Origin of the sequence: Mucilaginibacter mallensis, assembly GCF_900105165.1 — a bacterium.
Classification (GTDB): Bacteria; Bacteroidota; Bacteroidia; order Sphingobacteriales; family Sphingobacteriaceae; genus Mucilaginibacter; species Mucilaginibacter mallensis.
The window spans coordinates 2,163,754-2,185,792 of record NZ_LT629740.1; the positions used below are offsets into that span (position 1 = coordinate 2,163,754).

Sequence of the window (22,039 nt, forward strand, 5' to 3'; positions counted from 1 at the left end):
ACAAGTTCAGCATGACATGGAGAGAGCAAAGGGAAACTATTATTTCAAACTCTCAAAACTATATTGCGCCATGCTCCAAAATTCATCCAATGCAATAATTCTTGGTTTAAAGAAGGAGATCAATTGCGGCCAATCATTGCGGTTATAGATGTTTACATTATCCAGTTGGAGGTAAATGCGGCTGATGATTTTACCATATTCATCCTTATCATGCAAAGCCCAGATCCAATCCTCATTTAAATAACTACCGAACATGGCTTTTAATTCCTTAAACTGTTCAAAAAAAAGCTCTTGTATGCCTATATCAGAATGAGTGATAACGATACCAATAGTAGCAAAGCGCTTATCGGCCTCCATTTTAAAGTACAAATGTTTAATGCCGGTTTTGTAGTTTACCCAGTTTACCTTTAAGCCATCGGCAGATAATTGCGGAGAGATATATTGCCCGAATGCTGTCCAGAACGCCTGCTGTATTTGTGATGCTTCATCTTTTGAATACATGATGATTAATTATTCTTCTTGTCATTTCGAACGAGGTACGAGGGGAAATCTTCTGCGCTATGCAAAGCGAAAATGCATAGCGCAGAAGTTCTCTCAAATCGTTCGAGATGACAATTTTATTTACCAGAAACCGCAAAATCCATACTCAGTTTACTATCCTGCGAATTACTGCCTAATATCAATTTATAATTTCCCGGGTATATCTTCCACTTATGTGTTGCCAGGTCCCATTTTTGTAATTCGCTTACAGGTATTTTTATGGTAACTGATTGCTCATCACCTTTAGCTACTGAAATGCGTTTAAATGATTTCAGCTCCTTAAAAGGCATGCGGTCAACTTGTGGATATTCAATGTAGGCCTGTAGTACTTCATCGCCATCGACAGCGCCTGTGTTTTTAACTTTTACTGTGGTTGTTAATGTATCGGTGGATTTGTAATTGGTTTTCAAGCCATCCTGTAACGTATAAGCAAACGAGGTATAGCTCAACCCAAAACCAAACGGATATTGCACCGGGCCGTCATAATAGCGGTAAGTATGGCCTTTCATATTATAATTATTATAATCAGGCACATTATTGATAGACTTATAAAAAGTCAACGGTAAATGCCCCGACGGGGATACTTTTCCAAATACAATATCAGCCAAAGCATTACCGCCCTGCTCTCCAGGATACCAGGCCAGTATTATGGCATCAGCATAGGGTGCTATGGCATCTACATCAATATCACTTCCGGCAGTAATTACTGCAATAATGGGTTTATGATCGGCTTTACGCAATTGCTTCATATAGGCTATTTCACTCGCAGGCAAACTCAAATCTTTTTTATCACCACCTGATGCAGATAGAAATGCATCACCAGCTTCGCCTTCCAAAACCGGTGATAAACCCATAACTGCTATAGTAACATCCGCATTACCTGCCGCCCATATGCCGCCAAAGTGGGTAGTATCAGTGTAATTACAGCCCAGGTCATAATCAACGCTGGTGCCGGGGCCAACTGCCGCGGTTATGCCCTCAACAAAATTTACCACTTTATTGCTCACGCCATGATAATTGGCTACCATAGGGTCATATGCAGCAGCATTTGGGCCAACCACCATAATGCTGGAATACTTGCTTTTATTTAGTGGTAAAATATTGTTGTCATTTTTAAGCAATACCATTCCTTGTTGGGCAACTTTACGGGCGAGGGCTATATGTGCCGCATTGTGTACACTATCTGCACCATAGCTATGATAAGGCACAGTATTTTGATCATCATAAAAGCCAAGTTTAAATTCTGTAAGTAATAGGGTAGTAAGCGCCTGGTCAACCTCTTTTTCTGTTAATAGCTTTTGATTGATGGCTTCAATGATATCCTCTTGCAAAACTGTAGAGCAATCAAGGTTGACACCTGCTTTTATAGCTGCCGCTGCGGTTTCAACCGGGCCTTTCAGGGTTTTATGAGTCCCATAAACATCATTTAGCGCACCGCAATCCGTTACTACATGGCCTTTAAAGCCCCATTCTTTTCTCAAAATATCAGTGAGCAGGGTTTTGTTGATGGAATTCGGAACACCATTTATACGGTTATAGGCAGACATTACCGAATTTACCTTAGCATTAACCACTAAAGCATGGAAAGCATACAGGTAAGTTTCGCGGAGGTCCTTTTCATCAACGTGGGCATCAAAATAATCGCGGGTGGCTTCCGGGCCGCTGTGTACGGCAAAGTGTTTGGCTGTGGCCGATACTTTCAGGTATTTAGGATCATCGCCCTGTAAACCCCTTACAAACGCCGAGCCCATGGTTGCCGTTAAATAGGGATCTTCACCATATGTTTCCTGCCCGCGGCCCCATCGGGGATCGCGGAAGATATTAATATTGGGTGTCCAGAAAGTGAGTCCCATATATTGTAAATGATGATACTGGGCTATAGCCAGGTTATATTTTGCCCTGGCTTCAGTTGATATTACTGTTGAAACCTGCTTTAATAAGTCGTTATTAAACGTTGCTGCCATACCAATGGCCTGTGGAAATATAGTGGCTTCACCTGCACGGGCAACACCGTGTAAGGCTTCGTTCCACCAATTGTAGGCAGGTATGCCCAATCTTGGCACCGCCTGGCTGTTATAGCCCAGCAGCGCTACTTTCTCTTTTAGTGTTAGCCGCGATACCAGGTCCTTGGCCCGGACTTCCATGGGTTGGGTAGCATCTTTATAAATTAATTTGTCCTGAGCTGAGGCAGTGTTGAATGTAATAGCAGCCAATAAACAGGTAAAAAAAGTAGATTGTATTTTCATTGATGATTTTAAAGAAGGTTAAACTTAGTTAGAAAATATTTATTTGTACAGTACATTAATCTTTAATTAGCATTTACTTTAGCAGAATAATTCACAGCCATCTACCTTGAAAAATGAGAGTCAACTATAAATTATTAATAGCGGCATTTTTTGCCCTTTCAACTTGCTCTGTATCAGCACAAAACATTGCTTTATATGATACTACTGCCAAAGCGTATTTAATAGCCAAACAATTCAGCTTTACCGAGGGCGTATCTGTAAATAAAAAAGGTGATGTTTTTTTTACCGATCAGCCCAATAATAAGATCTGGGAGTATGATACCAATGGCAAGCTGACGCTGTTTTTAGATAGCGCGGGTAGATCGAACGGAATGTATTTTGACAATAAAGGCAATTTGGTTACCTGTGCCGATGAGCACGACCAGTTATGGTCTATCAGTCCTAAAAAGAAAATAAAGGTTTTAGTGACCAATCTGAACGGTAAGCTGATGAACGGCCCAAATGATATCTGGATAGATGCTAAAGACGGTATCTACATGACCGATCCTTATTACCAGCGTGATTACTGGACAAGAAAAACATCCGACCTGGATGGCGAAAAAGTTTACTATCTGCCCAAAAACAGCAAACAACCTGTTGCGGTTGACGCGACCCTTAAAAAGCCTAATGGTATTGTAGGCACGCCCGACGGCAAGTACCTGTATGTTGCCGATATCGGCGCAAACAAGACCTACAAGTTCACCATTAATGCCGATGGCACTTTAAGTAATAAAACACTGGCTGTAAACCAGGGCTCGGATGGGATGACGCTGGACGAAAAAGGGAATATCTACCTGACCGGAAAAGGCGTAACCATTTACAATCCGCAAGGCGAAAAGATTGGCCACATAGCTATTGATGAACCATGGACAAGCAATTTATGCTTTGGAGGGAAGGATAAGGATGTGTTATTTATCACCGCATCTACCGCGTTTTATTGCATAAAAATGAATGTAAAGGGAGTGGAATAGTCATTGGTCATTGTGTCATTAGTAATTTGTTAGTAATGATGTTCAGATGATTGAAAACCAAAGTTTAATTACTGATGTTATGTGTAAATTAACCATTGATTATCAATAACTAATGGCGACAAAAGGGCAGGTGAAATAATTTTTAAATGCCAATTTTTCAGAGTTGGATCATTGGTCGACTTTTTGAATAGTACTTATCATGAATTTTAACAACTTTACCATAAAAGCACAGGAGGCCGTGCAAAAGGCTTCCGAAATTACAAGCGGCAATCAGCAGCAGGCTATTGAGCCGGCGCACTTGCTTAAAGGCTTGTTATTGGTTGATGAAAACGTTATATCCTACTTATTAAAAAAATTAAACGTTAACCTCAACCGGTTAAACGATATACTCGATCAGCAAATAGCATCGTACCCTAAGGTTAGCGGCAGTGATGTGTATTTGTCGTCGGCTGCTAATGCAGTACTGCAAAAAGCGCAATCCTATCTTAAAGAATTTAAGGACGAATTTGTATCAGTGGAACATATCCTATTGGGCATTTTAGCTGGTAATGATAAAACCAGCAGCGCTTTAAAGGATTTTGGTGTAAATGAAAAGGATCTTAAAAAAGCCATCATCAGCTTACGCGGTGATAGCAAGGTAACTGATCAGAATGCCGAAGCTACTTATAATGCCCTTAACAAATATGCCCGTAACCTGAATGAATATGCCGAATCGGGCAAATTGGATCCTGTTATTGGCCGTGATGAGGAGATCAGGCGGGTGATACAAATCTTATCGCGCCGTACAAAAAATAACCCTATTTTGGTTGGTGAACCAGGCGTTGGTAAAACTGCAATCGCTGAGGGGATCGCCTTTAGGATTATTAAAGGTGATGTGCCTGAAAGCTTAAAATCAAAGACTGTTTATTCGCTGGATATGGGCGCGCTGATAGCAGGCGCCAAGTATAAAGGAGAGTTTGAAGAAAGGCTGAAATCAGTTATAAAAGAAGTGATTCAGGCCGATGGCGAGATCGTATTATTTATTGATGAGATCCACACTCTGGTAGGCGCTGGTGGAGGCGATGGCGCTATGGATGCCGCCAATATATTAAAGCCCGCCCTTGCCCGTGGCGAATTAAGGGCCATTGGTGCAACCACTTTAAACGAGTACCAAAAATATTTTGAAAAAGATAAAGCCTTGGAGCGCCGTTTCCAAATGGTGCTGGTTGATGAGCCGGATACCCAGGATGCTATCTCAATCCTGCGTGGATTGAAGGAACGTTATGAAGCACACCATAAAGTGCGGATAAAAGACGAAGCTATTATTGCCGCCGTTGAAATGTCGCAGCGTTATATTGCCGATAGGTTTTTACCGGATAAGGCTATCGACTTAATGGATGAGGCTGCCAGTAAACTGCGTTTGGAAATGGATTCCGTACCGGAAGCTGTTGATGAACTTGAACGCCGTATAATGCAGTTGGAAATTGAGCGTGAAGCTATTAAACGTGAAAAAGATACAGTTAAGGTTAAGTCATTAAGCGAAGAGATCGCCAACTTATCATCAGAGCGTGATTCATTACGTGCCAAATGGCAGGGTGAAAAAGACCTGGTAGATGGCATCAACCTAAAAGTTGAACAGATAGAGAACTACAAACTGGAAGCCGATCAGGCCGAACGTGCCGGGGATTATGGCAAGGTAGCTGAATTACGCTACGGAACCATTGTTAAGGCACAGGCAGAAGTAGAGCAATTAAAAGCCGCACTGCTTGAAAATCAGGCCGACAGCCGTATGCTTAAGGAAGAAGTCACTGCTGATGATATTGCTGGCGTTGTTTCACGGTGGACTGGCATCCCGGTTTCAAAAATGATCCAAAGCGAACGTGAAAAATTGCTGAATCTGGAAGATGAGCTGCACAAACGTGTAGCAGGACAGGAGGAAGCTATTGAAGCAATAAGTGATGCTATCAGGCGGAGTCGTGCCGGTTTGCAGGATAAGCGCAAGCCAATTGGCTCATTCATATTTTTAGGTACTACCGGTGTTGGTAAAACCGAGCTGGCTAAGGCCTTAGCCGAATACCTGTTTAATGATGAGCAGGCTATGGTGAGGATAGATATGAGCGAATACCAGGAACGCCATGCCGTTTCAAGATTGATAGGAGCGCCTCCGGGCTATGTGGGTTATGATGAAGGCGGGCAATTGACCGAAGCCGTTCGTCGCCGTCCATATAGTGTGATCTTGTTGGATGAAATCGAAAAAGCGCACCCGGATGTATTCAATATCCTGTTACAGGTTTTGGATGATGGTCGTTTAACAGACAATAAAGGCCGTGTGGTGAACTTTAAGAACACTATTATCATCATGACCTCAAACATCGGCTCACATATTATACAGGAGAATTTTGAGAACCTTGAAGATGAGAACCGCGACGCTATCATCGCCAAAACTAAAAATGAGCTGTTCGAGTTGTTGAGAAAAACCATCCGTCCGGAGTTTTTGAACAGGATTGATGAGATCATCATGTTTACACCGCTTACCCGCGATGAAATAGGCGACATTGTGAAACTGCAATTCAAACATGTGCAACAAACTTTGGCCGAAATGGGTATCACACTTGATGCATCAGATGAAGCATTAGACTGGTTGGCACAGCTGGGTTACGACCCGCAATTAGGAGCAAGGCCATTGAAGAGGGTTATCCAAAAGAAGATCCTGAACGAGTTATCAAAACAGATCCTCGCCGGAAAAATCGACAAGGATAGCAGGATCAAGCTGGATATGTTTGATAATAACTTTGTATTCCTGAACTCACCTGAATTGGTTGATTAAGTGAGTAGTTGATTAGGTTAAAGTTTAATCATCAAGACAAAACATAAAAAGAGCCGCCTTATAAGGGCGGCTCTTTTGCGTTAATATCAATCTTTAACAGATCTATTTTTTATCCTGCTTCTCATTTTTTGTTTGAGGCTTCGGCTGTGGCTTGGTTACAGGAGCTCTTCTTTGGCCGCCATATGGCTGATTCTGATTCATTCCGCCATGACCGTTATTTGAGGACGGGGTTACACTTCCTGTACCTTTAGGTACGCTCATTCCTGAATTTTGGTTAGGTGTATTACCAGTTCCTGTTCTTGCATTCGGATTGTTGTAAGCGGGCCTTGGAGTTGCAGTATTCGTGCCCGGGTTTTGGTTAACCGTATTGGTATTATTAGTAGCAGGCCTTGTGTTTTGATTATTGTAGGCTGGTCTTGGAGTTGTGTTGTTCACAGCCGGATTTTGGTTAACAGTATTTGTGTTACCAGCGGCTGGTCTTGTATTTTGATTATTATAACCACCTCTTTGATTGCCATTGTTACCCGCAGGGTTAGCATTTGGCCTTTGATTAGGTGTAGCAATCACGCTTTTTTCAGGAGCTCTTGGTGCTGCGAAATTCATTGGCTTATTGCCATTGGCTGGTGAAGCAAACTGATTTTTGTCGTTTCTTGCTGCACGCTGGTTCCTGATCTGATCGGGAGTTTGCTGTATGCGGGGCTGGCGTTCCGCCTGTAATTCCTGTGGCAAAGGCTTGGCTATAACACCGCCTCTGCCGTTAAAGCTGCTGCTGTTCCTGGCTGGTTGGTTTACTATAACCGTGTTATTAACATAGGTGTTATGTATGTTCACACTAACCCTTACTACCGCGGTATTGTAGTGGTAATGACCGCTCCGCCATTCACCACCGTAATAACCATGGCCACCATAACCATAGCCATAATAAATACCGCCGTAATAGCCTACGCTGGTACCCCAGTATCCGGAATGATAATAATAACCAAAGCCATTGAACGACCAGTAAGCCGGCGTCCACAAAAGCCCTTCTGACGGCGGTGCCACCCACACACCCGGAACCCAATAATATCCCCTGGCATCAATGCTGTAAGCCCAATAGCCGGGCTGCCATAAATAACCATCCTGCGGGCATTCAGGTTGATCGTAGGTAGGCAAAGCTGGCGGTGGTACAGTAGCAGTAACTGCCGTATCTACCGGTGTGGTATCATCCGTTTGCTGCTGGGTATTATCAGGTGGTGCGCTCAGGTTATTGAACCAGCCAAACTGCTGGCACCTGTCAAGATTAGCCATATTATTCTGCGATATCCATTGTGCTTCAAGACTTTGGTCGCCACCTGCACCATGCGGGTTATTATAATATAGCTTGTTCTGGTCTACATTATAAATAAAAGTATAAACAGGCACAACAGTACCGAATACCTTAGTAGTTTCCTGCAATTGGTACTCGTTTCCGTTTGAAGGGTCGGTTTGTGTAATTACATAAGCATTATGGCCCATTACATGCTTGTATTGTTTTTGCACAATGATGGTATTGGTTACCAGGTCAATAAGCGCATTTTTAAATAAGATCGCAGTATCGCTGTTAGCTAAAACTTCCTGACCGTTTTGTGCATCAACTATATAAATTGTTGCTACGGGGTAATTATCAGGAACACCATTTTGTGCATAGCTTGTAATGCTGATGGTCAATAAAAAAGAGAAAGCAAGGATAAAAAACTTCATGTTTGAATGAGCGGGTTTAATTTTTGTCAATAGCCTTAATAATTAAGATATGATCCAGTTTTATAATGGTTTCATTAGGGAGAAAATCATTTAAATACCGGTATGCGAAATTATCAGAAATAAACGGTATTTATAGAAAATAAATCAGCTCATTTACAGCGCCGTAAATAATAATTTTCTGTATTTGCAAAGTAGTGAACTGCATCACAACATGTATGGGATGACTCGAAACAAACAATAGGTTTAATGTCTGGTTATAACTATAAAATATAACGAATCATCACTAAACATACCATCACCATGATAACATACAACAATTTAGTAGAAGCTACTAACGATCTGATGAAAAGGGGCTATACCCAAAATCTGAGTCTTGAAGGCGATACGGTTGGCGATAAAGAAAAAAATATTCATATGACCGCCGATGACTTTCAGATAGATGAATTTTATCGTTTTGAAGGGCCGAGTAACCCGGATGATATGTCGATAGTTTACGCTGTAACATCTGATAAATACCACATAAAGGGCGTATTGATTAATGCTTATGGCACTTACGCTAATAATAGTTCATCGGCCATACACGCCAAGCTAAACCACGGGCAGGTGAGTGATAATTTGCACAGGGAGGATAAGCCTACCGAGAGTAAAAATTAGCCCTCCTGTCATTTCGAACGATAGTGAGAAATCTTCTGCAATGTGCAAGGTGAACTATACAAGTCGAAGAGGATTTCTCACTATCGTTCGAAATGACAAGCAGGTTTATAATTTTGCCAACAACTTTTTGCCTCTCGCCTGTATAGCGGCACTACCATTCTTCATCAAAAACTGCAACTGATTTGCCAGTTCTTCCGCAATCCAGGGATAACGATCGCGCAGGTTAAATAGGGCTTCGGCAGCATGTACTTTTACGGCGATTAGCACTTTCGGGTTAATCATCCAGTCGAAACATTGGTCAATTACCGCTTCCATGCCGGATGATTGTATCTGCTCCTTTATTTGGACAGGTGTTTTTGGCGATGTGATGTGCATCATGATCTTGGCATAATGTCTCTGGCAACTGGGGTAAGTAACATCCTTAAATCGCGTAAGCAAATAATCCAAATCGGTCAGGTAAAAGCCCGGATCAGCCACGAAAACGTTTTCTAACAACCATGCGGCACGAAAGGCGATGGTCTTATCGGGATTAAAGGTAGTGTCGATCAAATCGCGCAAAGCAAAGTTCCGCTCCTTCAGGATCACAGCAAGCTTATTCACCTTGGTTTTACCAAAGGTGACTGACAATTGCTGAATGAGTTCGGTTTGCGTCACGATTTGATTTGAAAATTTGGTGATTTGAAGATTTGAAAATTATTGAAATGATACAATATAAAACTACATCTTCAAATTCTCAAATTGTCTGTTGTTTGAAAATTGGTGAAAATCAATAGCATATTCAAATTCTCAAATTGTCGAATCCTCAAATCATCTGTGATCCTCAAATTGTCAAATCTTCAAATTGTCTATCATCAAATCAAAAAAATTATACATTTGTCAACCGTTTTAACGGAATATTACTACATGGTTAAATTCAATCGTTTCACACTCGATAATGGCCTGCGTGTCATTGTTCATGAGGATCATACAACACCAATGGCGGTGGTTAACATACTTTATGATGTTGGCGCACGCGACGAAGACCCCAAGCAAACTGGTTTTGCCCACTTGTTTGAACACCTGATGTTTGGGGGGTCAATAAATATTCCCAGCTATGATGAGCCACTACAAAGGGTAGGCGGTGAGAATAATGCCTTCACCAGCAATGATATTACCAACTATTATATCACTCTGCCATCAAATAATATTGAAACTGCTTTCTGGTTGGAGAGTGATCGCATGCTGAGTCTTGCCTTTAACAAAAAGAGCCTGGATGTACAGCGCAATGTGGTTATAGAAGAGTTTAAGCAACGTTACCTGAACCAGCCTTATGGTGATGTTTGGTTAAAACTGCGCCCGTTGGTTTATAAAAAACACCCATATCGATGGGCAACCATAGGTAAAGAAATAAAACACATTGAGGATGCAAGGATAGAAGATGTAAAAGCGTTCTTTAAAAAACATTATAACCCGCAAAATGCCATTATGGTAGTTGGGGGCGATGTAAACCTGGAGCAGGTTAAACAATTATCCGAAAAATGGTTCGGGCCGATACCGGCAGGTGAAAAATATCACCGTGACTTGCCGCAGGAACCTGAACAGCATGATGAGCGCCGTGAAACGGTTACCGCTAAAGTGCCGCTGAATGATGTTTATATTGCTTTCCAGATGGAAGGGCGTTTAGATGAATCCTATCATACCAGTGAGTTGCTGTCGGATATACTTTCGCGCGGGCAATCATCACGTTTGTATAAGAGCTTAGTTAAAGAGAACCAGGTGTTTAGTGATGTGCATGCCTATATGAGCGGCAGTTTGGATACCGGCATGTTTGTATTTGAGGGCAAACCACTAGAAAATGTAAGTATTGAACAAGCCGAAGCTGCCATATGGGAGCAATTGGAAATATTAAAAAATACCGAAGTGCCTGCCGATGAGCTAACCAAGGTGAAGAACAAGACGGAATCAACCATTATCTTCTCTGAAATGTCGTTGCTGGATAAAGCCATGAACCTCGCTTATTACGAGCTTTTAGGCGATGCGGACGAACTGAACCATGAAACCGAAAAATACCTTGAAGTAACCGCGGCAGCTATAAAACAACAGGCTAATAAATTATTCAGAAAAGATAATTCATCAACACTGATCTATTTGGCAGATAAGTCGGAAAGTCCGGAAGTCGGAAAGTCCGAAAGTATATCTGTTTAGAATAACTGGTAAAAGAAAACTTCCGGACTTTCGGTCTTGCCGACTTTCGGACTAAAAAATACAAATGAACAGAAAAGAAGCGCCTGCTTACCAGGCCATCGATCATATTAATTTAATAAAGCCCGAGCATACCAGGCTTAGTAATGGTTGTAATATTTATTGCTTTAACTCCGGCGACCAGGAGTTGGTGCGTATTGAGTGGATATTTGGCAACCTGCGTTTCGATCCGGATAGTCCGCTGTTAAATTTGGCAGTTAACACCATGTTGAATGATGGCACCAAAACCATGACCGGTGCGCAGATTGCAGATACCATAGATTTTTATGGAGCTTTTTTACAAGCAGAGTATGGTTATGATAACTCGGAAGTAACACTGTATAGCTTAAATAAGCACCTGCAAAATACCTTGCCGGTTATAAAGGATATCCTCACCAATTCTATTTTTCCTGAAAAAGAACTGGAAACTTTTGTACGTAACCAGCAGCAAAAGCTACAGGTAAGCCTGCAAAAAAATGATGTTGTTGCCAGGCGTGCCTTTAACAAAGCGATATATGGCGATACCATTTATGGTTATGCAGGTATTGCCGATGATTACAAAACACTGCACCGTGATGACCTGCTGGTGCATTACAAACAAATGTACCAACCGTCAAACTGTACCATAATTATTGCCGGGAAGATTGAGCAGGAAACAATTGACCTGTTAAAAGATACTTTTGGCGATTCCTGGACAAATGCGGATAAAAAAGCTGATACCACTCAGCCGAAATTAAAGGCAGCAACCAAACATTTTTATTTTACAGAAAAACCTGATGCGTTGCAATCAGCTATCCGTATGGGCTTGCCGTTTATCACCCGCACGCACCCTGATTTTCCATCGGTACAGGTATTAAATACCGTTTTAGGGGGATATTTCGGCTCCAGGCTGATGGCCAATATCCGCGAGGATAAAGGTTATACTTACGGCATAGGCTCGGGCATGAGTTCATTAAAACATGCAGGTGCATTATTTATAGCTACCGAAGTAGGGGCAGATGTATGCAAAGCAGCCGTAAGCGAAATTGAAAAAGAGATCAATATTCTTAAAACAGAACTTATCCCCGAAGAAGAACTGGCCTTAGTACGTAACTATATGCTGGGTTCATTATTAGGTAGTTTGGAGAATGTTTTCTCTCATGCTGATAAGTTCAAAAACCTGTATTTCTCCGGTCTGGATTATGATTATTACGACCGTTATACCGAAACTATAAGGGCAATTACATCCGAAGACCTAATAAAATTGGCCGATAAGTATTTGAATTTTGATGAGTTTTATAAGGTGATAGTGGGGAAGTATTGAGTTAAACGAATTGTCATGCTGAGGTACGAAGCATCTATATACGCGCAGACAATTGAACGTGGATAGGTTCTTCGCTATCGCTCAGAATGACAGTTCTTCAGAGCATCTGTAGGCTTCAATTTACAACTGAAGCCTACAGATGCTCTGCTCCATGCCCAGCCAGTTTGCAACTGGTCATCAGCATCCCAATTGTCATATTCAAATCAACAAATCCCCAATCCAAACAATTCTGAAATCCAAATTCCGAAATCCGAAATAAATTGCTACCTTTGTCCGGCAAATAATACCTACAAATAATTATTTGCTATGCAGTCAAACCCCTCTAAATTTGTTGCCGAAGGTTTAACCTACGATGATGTCCTGCTACTTCCCGCGTATTCAGAAGTGTTACCCCGCGAGGTTGATACCAGTTCTTATTTAACAAAAAAGATAAAACTTAATATTCCGCTGGTATCCGCAGCAATGGATACAGTTACCGAGGCGGCTTTGGCAATTGCCATGGCACAAGCCGGTGGTTTAGGTATGCTGCACAAAAACATGAGCATCCAGCGCCAGGCCGATGAGGTACGTAAAGTAAAACGTTCCGAAAGCGGCATGATCCAGGACCCGGTTACGCTACACGAAAGCGCGTTGTTAGCTGATGCCTTCAAAATAATGAAAGAATACCGCATAGGTGGTATCCCGGTAGTGAATGGTGAAGGTCAGCTGAAAGGAATTCTTACTAACCGCGATCTTCGTTTCGAAAAGGACCCAACACGCCCGGTAAGCGATATCATGACCAAAGAAAACCTGATTACCGCGCCAAAAGGTACTAATCTGGTACAGGCTGAGGCTATATTACAAAACCATAAAATAGAGAAATTACCCGTAGTTGATGCCGATGGCAAGCTGATAGGACTGATCACTTTCAAGGATATACAAAAATTTAAAAACTTCCCGAATGCCTGTAAAGACGAGCATGGCCGTTTACGTGTTGGTGCAGCCGTAGGTGTTACTGCCGATACATTGGAAAGGGTAGATGCCTTGTACAAAGCCGGCGTGGATGTTATCGCAATTGATACCGCTCACGGTCACTCATTAGGTGTTATCAATAAATTAAAAGAAGTAAAAGCCGCTTACCCTGATCTGCAGGTTATAGCAGGTAACGTAGCAACAGGTGAAGCTGCATTAGCTTTAGCCAATGCTGGTGCCGATGGTGTTAAAGTTGGTATTGGCCCGGGTTCAATTTGTACCACCCGTATTATTGCAGGCGTAGGTGTACCACAATTATACGCAGTTTATGAGTGTGCCGAAGCCTTAAAAGGCACAGGCGTACCAGTTATTGCCGATGGTGGTATTAAACACACAGGCGATATCGCTAAGGCTATCGCAGCTGGTGCAGGTTCGATCATGGCAGGCTCGCTATTTGCAGGTGTTGAAGAATCACCAGGCGAAAGCATTATATATGAAGGCCGTCGTTTTAAATCATACCGTGGTATGGGCTCGATAGAGGCAATGGAATCAGGCTCAAAAGACCGCTATTTCCAGGATGTTGAGGATGATATCAAGAAACTGGTTCCCGAAGGTATTGTGGGCCGTGTGCCATACAAGGGTACTTTAGCCGAGGTTGTTTACCAATATGTAGGTGGTTTACGTGCCAGTATGGGTTACTGCGGTGCTAAAAATATCGAGACATTACAAAATGCAAAATTTGTAAGGATCACCGCTTCAGGTATCCGTGAATCACACCCACATGATATTACAATAACTAAGGAAGCGCCTAATTATACAAGGTAATAAAAGTAAATGTCATCCTGAACTTGTTTCAGGATCTCACTTGCCAGGTAACCCACATGCATATCACTTAGCATGTGGGGTGCCGAAACAAGTTCGGCATGACTTAAATCTTTTCACACCTCCTTCGTCATCTTCATATGCATTGCTTTCGGCCAAATTTTATTAAAGAATAGCGTAAGCAGCAAAGCCACCACACATCCGGCCACCACACATACTACACGTTCTAAAGCTATATACCAGTGTTTGATAGTCTCTATTTGCAGGCATATAATAATGAATGCTGCAAGCGCGCTCCTTAAAGTACTAGTTATTTTAAAGCCAATAGCTAAAAAAACTATTATAACAACGCCGATACACATAATCAATAATTCAGGCAATTGAATGGGGTATAGGCTTGCACCTACAATACAACCCAAAACGTTTGCTTTTATGCGGTCATAAGCCTGATCGGTGCTTCGATCTAATGACGTTGCTATTACAACCGAAACCAGCGACCAATAAAAGGGATATTCAGGAATAGACTTGTAGAGGATGTAACAGATAATAACACCTAAAATTACTTTTATCAGGTATAAAATGTGTGATAAATAAACCGACTTATCTAACTCAAAAAAGCTTTTGTTCATCAAGCTAAATATAATTACTTATTTCTACAAGATTTTGGTCGGGATCTCTTAAATATACCGATATAATTTTGCCGGTAGCGCCGGTTCGTTCCACTGGCCCGGTTTCAATGGCAATACCTTTGGTTTTGAGTGTTTCTACAACCTCAGCAATCGGCGTATCAGCAATAAAACAAAGATCGCCAGAGCCAGGAGTAGGGTTGATGGCTTTAGGATCAATCTCATGCCCATACTGGTGCAGGTTGATCTTTTGTATGCCGAATTTCAATGCTTTCCTGCCTTGCTGAAATGTTTCTATCTCCATTCTTAAAATATCCCGGTAAAAGGCACAGGTAGCATCTATATCTTTTACCGTTAAAACTAAATGATCGAGTCGGTTAATTTTCATAGATATTGAACGCAAAGTTAGGGGAATGGTTTGGATCACAATGTCATTTCGAACGATAGAGAGAAATCTTCTGCTTATTGCTATAACCGGTAGAAAAGCTGCAGAGGTTTTCTCCTCGTACCTCGTTCGAAATGACATTTCTTTTTTGTGTTTTATTACTATCTTGCTACTTGATACCAGCTACTAAATACTAAAAAACATGTCTCCCGCAATACTCTTATCTTTTATCATCGGTTACTTTTTGGTATTGCTGGTTATATCATACCTAACCTCCCGTAAATCAACTGATAACGATACCTTTTTTGTGGCCAACCGTAATTCAAAATGGTATTTGGTTGCATTTGGCATGATCGGCACAGCTTTAAGTGGTGTTACATTTATCTCTGTCCCAGGTAAAGTTGGCGCGCCAACCGGCGATCAGTTTGAGTATTTCCAGTTCGTATTGGGTAATGCCGCAGGGTTTATCATCGTGGCAACTGTATTGCTGCCGCTTTACTACCGGCTTAAATTAACATCCATTTATAGCTATATCGAAACTGCTTTAGGTACATGGAGCTATAAAACTGCCGCCGGTATTTTCCTTATCAGCAGGATAATAGGATCGGGTTTCAGGCTTTACCTGGTGGTAATTGTATTGCAGAAATTTATATTCGATAGCTACCATGTGCCTTTTGCCGTAACGGTGCTGATATGTCTGCTGCTGATATGGTCGTACACGTTTAAAGGAGGCCTTAAAACTATTATTATTACCGATAGTTTGCAGACGCTGTTCCTGGTATCATCTGTCTTTTTGTCGATCATATTCATTTGCCGCAGCCTGCATTTAAACATATTTGAAGCTTTTGACGCAGTTAAGAATAGCAGCTACTCCAAAGTCTTTTTCTTTAATGATTTCCTGAGTAGCAAGTTCCATTTTGTGAAGGCATTTTTGGGTGGCATGTTTATTACCATAGCCATGGTGGGTCTCGATCAGGACCTGATGCAGAAAAACCTGAGCCTGTCTAACATCCGCGAAGCGAAAAAGAATATGTTTAGCTTTACGGCAGTTTTTGTGGTGATCAATATCTTTTTTTTAAGCGTAGGGGCATTGCTTTATATCTACGCGGCACATAACGGTATTAAGGTTGCAAAAACCGATTACCTGTATCCAACCATCGCCCTGCAATACTTAGGCATAATACCTGCAATGGTTTTTATGCTTGGTTTAACTGCTGCAACCTTTGCCACTACCGATTCCGCGTTAACCGCACTCACAACTTCTTTTTGTGTTGATTTTTTAGGTTTTAATAAGCGTGAAGCCATCAACAGTAAAAAGAATGTAAACACCAGGCATTTTGTGCATATTGGCTTTTCTGTGTTGATGCTGCTGACCATTATCGCTTTTAATGCCATTAATAATGATGCTGTTGTAACAGCTATCTTCAAAGTGGCATCTTATACCTATGGTCCGTTGCTTGGCCTGTACAGCTTTGGTTTGTTTATGAAAAACAGGCAGGTTAGGGATAAGCTGGTGCCTTTTATTTGTTTGATATCGCCAGCAATCTGTTATTTCCTGAGCACTTCATCAAAAGCGCTGCTGGGCGGTTATGTTTTCGATAACGAACTCATCATCGTGAACGGATTGATTACATTTGCCGGGCTGCTAATCACCTCTGCATCGAAAACAAAAACACCAATTAGTGCTTAATACTTTTTACTCTATCTATATAATTTATGACAAATGATGATAAAATAAGACGCGCGTTTGAAAATAAGAACTGGCAGGAAATTAAGGTAACCGACTCCTGGCAGATATTTAAAATTATGGCCGAGTTTGTTGATGGTTTTGATAAACTGGCTAAAATAGGCCCTTGTGTATCCATATTCGGGTCGGCACGAACAAAAAATGATAGTAAGTATTACCAGACATCAGAAGAATGCGCCCGTTTGCTATCAGAGCGCGGCTACGGCGTAATATCAGGCGGCGGGCCGGGCATTATGGAGGCCGCTAATAAAGGTGCATTTGAGGCAGGAGGGAAGTCGGTAGGGCTGAACATTGAATTGCCATTTGAACAGTTCCACAATAAGTACCTCGATAGGGACAAAATACTGGAGTTTGATTATTTTTTTGTGCGCAAAGTAATGTTCATGAAATATTCGCAGGGCTTTATTATATTGCCCGGCGGCTTTGGTACCATGGATGAATCGTTCGAGGCTATGACGCTGATACAAACAGGTAAGATAGCCCGTTTTCCTATTGTGTTTGTGGGAATTGACTACTGGAAGGGGTTGTTTGATTGGGTGGAGAAAAACATGCTTGAACACGAGCATAACATCAGCCCGGAAGATTTGAACTTGTACCGTTTGGTAGACACCGCCGAAGAGGCAACCGAGCATATTTTTCGCTTTTATGATAAATATGTGCTTAAACCTAACTTCTAAAAACAGGAAATCAAACTCGAATTGCATTGGTATAGTAATTGTATTATAATGAAATATTAACATACAACTAACTGTAAAAAACATGAGCGATAACAGCACTAAACCTGAAGAAAAGGGATTTTTTGAAAAGGTTAAAGAAACGATTGAGAGTCTTTGGGATGATACCAAAGATAACGCCGAAGAATTAAAAGATAAAGCAGTCGATACAATTGATCATCTTAAAGATAAAGTAACAGCTAAAAAAGCTACCACTAAACATAAAGCTACAACTGTTAAAGCAAGCGTTGCTCATAAAGCATCAGTAACAGCTGCCAAAGCAAAAACTGTTGCTTCTGATGTTAAAGCTAAGGCTGATACTAAAGCAAAAGAAGTAACTGCTAAAGCTAAAACCGAAACAGCTGCTGCTAAAAAATCAGCAACTGATACTAAAAAGAAAGTTGCTGCTAAAGCAAAAGTTGTTGCCGATAAAGCTAAAACTGAAGCTGCCGGTGCTAAAAAGACTATCGCTGCAAAATCAACAGCTGCTAAGAAAGCTGTTGCTGCTAAGTAATTATTTTTGATATATTAAAAAAGCCGAATGATAATCCATCATTCGGCTTTTTACTGATGCGTTATTGATAAGGTGGAGTGGGTGTCATGCTGAGCGCTAGTCGAAGTATGAGCGTAAAGGCCTTTGCCCACATGCTTCGACTAGCGCTCAGCATAACAGCCTTGCGCACATCAGTGGTTATAGACTTACAAAGTTTTAAAAACTAAGTCTTCTTCGATAGAACCAGCACATTGGCTACCTGGCGTGTGAGATGCTGAAACATGTTCAGCATGACAGTTATTAAACAGAAAGGGCAGTGAAATTTTCACCGCCCTTTCTGTTTATATTTTCGAGTCCTCTCCTTTGAAGAGGTCCTCTCTTACGCTCCGAACTTATAACCAACACCTTTTACGGTTGATATAATATCATCACCTAATTTTTCACGTACCTTACGGATATGTACATCAATAGTACGGTTAGTAACTACTACTGAGTCTTCCCAAATATTTTTCAGGATCACCTCGCGGGTATAAACTTTACCAGGTTTTGAAGCCAGCAGGTACAATAGCTCAAATTCTTTTTTGGCTAATACCACCTTAGCACCTTTTTGGAAAACAAGATAAGCCTCGCGGTCAATTACCAGGTCGCCAATTTCCAGTTTGTTATCGGTAACATCTTCGGCAGGGGCGTTGCGGCGTAATATGGCGTTAATACGGCTAACCAAAGCGCGGGGCTTTATAGGTTTTGCAATATAATCGTCTGCTCCAACGTTGAAACCTGCAATTTCAGAATATTCCTCACTGCGGGCAGTTAAAAACACCATAAAGGTATTCTTAAATTCGGGCATGGTGCGCATAATGCGGCAGGCCTCGATGCCATCCATTTTAGGCATCATAATGTCCAGTACTATCAGGTCAGGGAGAGATCTTTTGGCCTCAGTAACAGCTTCTTGTCCGTTATGCGCCAGGAAAACCTGGTAGCCTTCCTTCTTTAAATTATACTCTATCAGCTCTAAAATATCCGGTTCATCATCAACAATAAGTATTTTTTGTTTCGATATGTTGCTCATGATTAATTTTTGTATAAAAGTATACGCTGAAAAGAAGCAAATAGTTAAGCTAATATTAACAAATTGTTAAATGTTACTTTATCTTAACAGTTAATTAAGGCTTATTAAATGTTTTATTTAAAAAATCTTCAAGATCAGCCCCTCTTACATTTTTGGCAACTATAATGCCCTGAGGATCAATTATGAAGTTTGATGGTATCGCTTCTATATGATATAACCTTTCTGTAGGGCCTTCAAAATTCTTAAGGTCTGATGCATGGCTCCAAGTTAAATTATCTGCCGTGATTGCCTGTTGCCATTTATCTTTATCAGTATCTAACGATATACCAAGGATATTAAGACCTTTTGACTTGAACTTTGCATACTGCGCAACTACATTAGGGTTTTCCTGCCTGCACGGGCCGCACCATGATGCCCAGAAATCAAGCATAACATATTTCCCTTTGTAATCAGATAGTTTGATGGGCTTGTTATCTACACCTATAACAGTAAACTCAGGTGCAGGCTGTCCGATCGATACCGGTTTAATCAGCATCATTTGTTTGATGAACTGCTGTACACCCGGGTTGTCCTTAAAACTATCTTTTATCTGATCTGCATATGCAATTAATTGCTGCTCATATTTATCAGGGTCAAGTGATGTTGCCGCGTAAAAGCCAGCCAGCGAGTTTTTGTTATCATTCATGAATTTCAAAGTAACAACGCTGTAATCAGCTATGTTTTTTTGAAATACCGGCAAATATATTTTCATTAATGAATCTGATTGTTTGCCTAAAGCCTGTGATTTTGCCTGGTATTCATCAGCCAGTTTGGTGTTTTTGTCGGTATAAACATTACTTATCTTGTTAAACTCCTGGATCTTTTCAGATTCATCCGAGCCACTGATGGTGTAACTATGTTTATTGTCGTTCAAATCGGTACTGAAATCAATGGCATCACCGTTTTTAGCTATCAGGTCAAAAACACTGCCGCCTACGCGTAATTTATACAGATTAGCATAAGGTGCGGTATGTTTAAACTGGAATTTACCATCTTCGCTTAGTTTGGTTGAGTCAACCACGTTTGTGGTGGTGCTGTCGCTCTCTAACAGGAATACAGTTTTTAAGCTTGCGGGATTTTGAACAGTACCAGAAATGGTAAATGCGCTATTATCCTTGCACGAAAATATCAGCATTGAGATAGATACAATGCCGCATAATATGATACGGTTTTTCATTTATTTAGATTCTAGTTCTTTAATAAGTAGTTGATTTGTTTTCTGCGGATCGATCTTGCCTTTTGAGCTTTTCATAATTTCGCCCATAAACAAACCTAAAACGCCTTTTTTACCTTTCTGGTATTCTTTAACCTTATCCGGAAACTTGGCAATCGCGGCCTGGATAAACTGACTCACATCGTCACCATCATTACTGATCAATAGGTTCAGTTCAGCAGCCAACGTTTCCGCGGTTTTATCCGGGAATTTAAGCAGGGCAGGGAATAATTTATGCGATGCCACGGTATTATTGATCTGTCCTGAATCAACCAGTTTAATTAACCCGGCCAAGTTTGAAGGTTTAACGCCGATATTGCCAATGTGCAAACCACTTTCATTTAAATGCGATTTAACAGGCCCCATCAGCAAATGTACTGCCGATTTATAATTACTGGTATGCTTAATTAATTCTTCAAAAAATAAAGCAAGTTCTTTATCGGCCGTAATAACCGTCGCGTCATAATCTGATAGCCCTAATTCAGCAGTGTACTTTTTATAAAGTTGGTTAGGCAGGGCAGGCATAGCCTGTTGTATTTTGTCGATATACGACTTATCTAAAAATAATGGCGCCAGATCGGGTTCAGGAAAATAACGGTAATCGTTAGCCATTTCCTTTGAGCGTAAAACTGATGTTTCACCTGTATCAGCATTAAAGTTTAAAGTGTTTTGATCTATACGACCGCCGTTTTCAATAACGTTTACCTGTCTTGCAAATTCATGTTCAATGGCACGCTGTACATTGCGTATAGAGTTCAGGTTTTTTACTTCACAGCGATTGCCGTAAGCTGTTTCACCTTTAAGCCTTACTGAGATATTGGCATCGCAACGCATGCTGCCTTCCTCCATATTGCCATCGCAAATATCAAGGTAGCGTAACAGCTTACGTGTCTCTGTTAAAAACTGTCCTGCTTCTTCGCTGCTGCGCATGTCGGGCTCGGTAACGATTTCAATCAGGGGGACACCTGCACGATTCAGGTCGATAAGTGAATCATCGAAATGCTGGTCGTGCATGCTTTTACCGGCATCCTCTTCCATATGGATGTGATGGATAGCGATATCTTTCGCCGTGCCGTCACTCAATCTTACCGGTACAAAACCACCCGTAACTACTGGTTTATGATCCTGGGTTATCTGGTAGCCTTTTGGCAGATCAGCGTAAAAATAATTTTTACGGGCGAATGTATTATTCAGGTTAACTGTGCAATTGCAGGCCAGGCCCATTTTAACTGCATACTCCACCATAGTTTTATTAAGGCGGGGAAGTGTGCCCGGGTGCCCTAATGATACTGGACTGATATGATGATTAGGTTCAGCGCCAAATGCTGCTGAATCTGATGAAAATGCCTTGCTTAAAGTAGATAATTGCGCGTGAACCTCTAACCCTACAACCAACTCATATTTGTCACTAATATCGCCTGTGAGAACTGTCATAAATAATGTATTTCAGCCATAAATCAGCTGATCCAATTTTCAAATATAT

The 22,039-nt window shown here is 41.2% G+C and carries 18 protein-coding genes; 9 read left to right on the top strand and 9 right to left on the bottom strand.

The window, feature by feature from the left end; translation table 11 throughout:
• Positions 1-39 precede the first annotated feature (39 nt).
• Both BLU33_RS08865 and BLU33_RS08870 read right to left on the bottom strand, forming a co-directional pair.
• Positions 40-501, bottom strand: a complete 462-nt coding sequence (locus BLU33_RS08865; protein WP_091371395.1) for a DUF4268 domain-containing protein — start codon at positions 499-501, stop codon at positions 40-42.
• 116 nt (positions 502-617) lie between these two features.
• On the bottom strand, positions 618-2,786 hold the full coding sequence (locus tag BLU33_RS08870) for a glycoside hydrolase family 3 N-terminal domain-containing protein (RefSeq protein ID WP_091371397.1): 2,169 nt from the start codon (positions 2,784-2,786) through the stop codon (positions 618-620).
• Between the two features lie 113 nt (positions 2,787-2,899).
• Here BLU33_RS08870 and BLU33_RS08875 point away from each other — a divergent pair, with 113 nt between their 5' ends.
• Complete coding sequence (locus BLU33_RS08875) at positions 2,900-3,796, top strand: SMP-30/gluconolactonase/LRE family protein (RefSeq protein WP_091371398.1); 897 nt, start codon at positions 2,900-2,902, stop codon at positions 3,794-3,796.
• A gap of 199 nt (positions 3,797-3,995) precedes the next feature.
• On the top strand, positions 3,996-6,602 hold the full coding sequence (clpB, locus tag BLU33_RS08880; protein ID WP_091371400.1) for an ATP-dependent chaperone ClpB: 2,607 nt from the start codon (positions 3,996-3,998) through the stop codon (positions 6,600-6,602).
• Positions 6,603-6,704: 102 nt separating this feature from the next.
• Here clpB and BLU33_RS08885 read toward each other — a convergent pair whose 3' ends face one another.
• Positions 6,705-8,321: a YXWGXW repeat-containing protein gene (locus BLU33_RS08885; protein WP_197684584.1), complete on the bottom strand. Its 1,617-nt coding sequence runs from the start codon at positions 8,319-8,321 to the stop codon at positions 6,705-6,707.
• Between the two features lie 300 nt (positions 8,322-8,621).
• On the opposite strand from BLU33_RS08885, the gene BLU33_RS08890 reads away from it, so the two are divergent.
• On the top strand, positions 8,622-8,975 hold the full coding sequence (locus tag BLU33_RS08890; protein WP_091371402.1) for a phosphoribosylpyrophosphate synthetase: 354 nt from the start codon (positions 8,622-8,624) through the stop codon (positions 8,973-8,975).
• A gap of 105 nt (positions 8,976-9,080) precedes the next feature.
• Here the strand turns inward: BLU33_RS08890 and BLU33_RS08895 are convergent, their stop codons facing one another.
• Positions 9,081-9,629, bottom strand: coding sequence for a hypothetical protein (locus BLU33_RS08895; protein ID WP_091371404.1), 549 nt, complete (start codon positions 9,627-9,629; stop codon positions 9,081-9,083).
• Between the two features lie 249 nt (positions 9,630-9,878).
• On the opposite strand from BLU33_RS08895, the gene BLU33_RS08900 reads away from it, so the two are divergent.
• From BLU33_RS08900 to guaB, 3 genes are all read left to right on the top strand, one after another.
• Entirely contained in the window at positions 9,879-11,159 is a 1,281-nt protein-coding gene (locus BLU33_RS08900; RefSeq protein WP_091371405.1) for a M16 family metallopeptidase, read from the top strand.
• 64 nt (positions 11,160-11,223) lie between these two features.
• Complete coding sequence (locus BLU33_RS08905; RefSeq protein WP_091371407.1) at positions 11,224-12,498, top strand: M16 family metallopeptidase; 1,275 nt, start codon at positions 11,224-11,226, stop codon at positions 12,496-12,498.
• 306 nt (positions 12,499-12,804) lie between these two features.
• The gene (gene guaB, locus BLU33_RS08910; protein WP_091371409.1) at positions 12,805-14,274 is read left to right on the top strand and encodes an IMP dehydrogenase; all 1,470 of its coding nucleotides are present in this window, start codon (positions 12,805-12,807) and stop codon (positions 14,272-14,274) included.
• 113 nt (positions 14,275-14,387) lie between these two features.
• Here guaB and BLU33_RS08915 read toward each other — a convergent pair whose 3' ends face one another.
• Positions 14,388-14,900 (bottom strand): FUSC family protein, encoded by a 513-nt coding sequence (locus tag BLU33_RS08915; protein ID WP_091371411.1) that lies wholly within the window; start codon positions 14,898-14,900, stop codon positions 14,388-14,390.
• A gap of 4 nt (positions 14,901-14,904) precedes the next feature.
• Entirely contained in the window at positions 14,905-15,285 is a 381-nt protein-coding gene (locus BLU33_RS08920) for a VOC family protein (RefSeq protein ID WP_091371412.1), read from the bottom strand.
• 199 nt (positions 15,286-15,484) lie between these two features.
• Here BLU33_RS08920 and BLU33_RS08925 point away from each other — a divergent pair, with 199 nt between their 5' ends.
• The 3 genes from BLU33_RS08925 (at position 15,485) to BLU33_RS08935 (ending at position 18,256) form a co-directional block, all read left to right on the top strand.
• A complete protein-coding gene (locus BLU33_RS08925; protein WP_091371414.1) occupies positions 15,485-16,972 on the top strand; it encodes a sodium:solute symporter in 1,488 nt (495 codons plus the stop codon).
• 26 nt (positions 16,973-16,998) lie between these two features.
• On the top strand, positions 16,999-17,706 hold the full coding sequence (locus BLU33_RS08930; protein ID WP_091371415.1) for an LOG family protein: 708 nt from the start codon (positions 16,999-17,001) through the stop codon (positions 17,704-17,706).
• An 82-nt stretch (positions 17,707-17,788) separates the two neighbouring features.
• Positions 17,789-18,256 carry a hypothetical protein gene (locus tag BLU33_RS08935; protein ID WP_091371417.1) on the top strand — a complete coding sequence of 156 codons (468 nt, stop codon included), beginning with the start codon at positions 17,789-17,791 and terminating at the stop codon, positions 18,254-18,256.
• Positions 18,257-18,614: 358 nt separating this feature from the next.
• On the opposite strand, the gene BLU33_RS08940 is transcribed toward BLU33_RS08935, so the two are convergent.
• The 3 genes from BLU33_RS08940 to gatB all read right to left on the bottom strand — a co-directional run bounded on the left by BLU33_RS08940 (position 18,615) and on the right by gatB (position 21,990).
• Positions 18,615-19,304 carry a response regulator transcription factor gene (locus tag BLU33_RS08940; protein WP_091371418.1) on the bottom strand — a complete coding sequence of 230 codons (690 nt, stop codon included), beginning with the start codon at positions 19,302-19,304 and terminating at the stop codon, positions 18,615-18,617.
• A gap of 94 nt (positions 19,305-19,398) precedes the next feature.
• Positions 19,399-20,520, bottom strand: a complete 1,122-nt coding sequence (locus tag BLU33_RS08945; RefSeq protein WP_091371420.1) for a TlpA disulfide reductase family protein — start codon at positions 20,518-20,520, stop codon at positions 19,399-19,401.
• Positions 20,521-21,990 (bottom strand): Asp-tRNA(Asn)/Glu-tRNA(Gln) amidotransferase subunit GatB, encoded by a 1,470-nt coding sequence (gene gatB, locus BLU33_RS08950; protein WP_091371422.1) that lies wholly within the window; start codon positions 21,988-21,990, stop codon positions 20,521-20,523.
• Between the last annotated feature and the right edge of the window lie 49 nt (positions 21,991-22,039).

Bases quoted from the DNA above. Each gene is read 5' to 3' on its own strand.
- BLU33_RS08865 (WP_091371395.1), bottom strand. From the start codon at position 501: ATGTATTCAAAAGATGAAGCATCACAAATACAGCAGGCGTTCTGGACA.
- BLU33_RS08870 (WP_091371397.1), bottom strand. From the start codon at position 2,786: ATGAAAATACAATCTACTTTTTTTACCTGTTTATTGGCTGCTATTACA.
- BLU33_RS08875 (WP_091371398.1), top strand. From the start codon at position 2,900: ATGAGAGTCAACTATAAATTATTAATAGCGGCATTTTTTGCCCTTTCA.
- clpB (WP_091371400.1), top strand. From the start codon at position 3,996: ATGAATTTTAACAACTTTACCATAAAAGCACAGGAGGCCGTGCAAAAG.
- BLU33_RS08885 (WP_197684584.1), bottom strand. From the start codon at position 8,321: ATGAAGTTTTTTATCCTTGCTTTCTCTTTTTTATTGACCATCAGCATT.
- BLU33_RS08890 (WP_091371402.1), top strand. From the start codon at position 8,622: ATGATAACATACAACAATTTAGTAGAAGCTACTAACGATCTGATGAAA.
- BLU33_RS08900 (WP_091371405.1), top strand. From the start codon at position 9,879: ATGGTTAAATTCAATCGTTTCACACTCGATAATGGCCTGCGTGTCATT.
- BLU33_RS08905 (WP_091371407.1), top strand. From the start codon at position 11,224: ATGAACAGAAAAGAAGCGCCTGCTTACCAGGCCATCGATCATATTAAT.
- guaB (WP_091371409.1), top strand. From the start codon at position 12,805: ATGCAGTCAAACCCCTCTAAATTTGTTGCCGAAGGTTTAACCTACGAT.
- BLU33_RS08915 (WP_091371411.1), bottom strand. From the start codon at position 14,900: ATGAACAAAAGCTTTTTTGAGTTAGATAAGTCGGTTTATTTATCACAC.
- BLU33_RS08920 (WP_091371412.1), bottom strand. From the start codon at position 15,285: ATGAAAATTAACCGACTCGATCATTTAGTTTTAACGGTAAAAGATATA.
- BLU33_RS08925 (WP_091371414.1), top strand. From the start codon at position 15,485: ATGTCTCCCGCAATACTCTTATCTTTTATCATCGGTTACTTTTTGGTA.
- BLU33_RS08930 (WP_091371415.1), top strand. From the start codon at position 16,999: ATGACAAATGATGATAAAATAAGACGCGCGTTTGAAAATAAGAACTGG.
- BLU33_RS08935 (WP_091371417.1), top strand. From the start codon at position 17,789: ATGAGCGATAACAGCACTAAACCTGAAGAAAAGGGATTTTTTGAAAAG.
- BLU33_RS08940 (WP_091371418.1), bottom strand. From the start codon at position 19,304: ATGAGCAACATATCGAAACAAAAAATACTTATTGTTGATGATGAACCG.
- BLU33_RS08945 (WP_091371420.1), bottom strand. From the start codon at position 20,520: ATGAAAAACCGTATCATATTATGCGGCATTGTATCTATCTCAATGCTG.
- gatB (WP_091371422.1), bottom strand. From the start codon at position 21,990: ATGACAGTTCTCACAGGCGATATTAGTGACAAATATGAGTTGGTTGTA.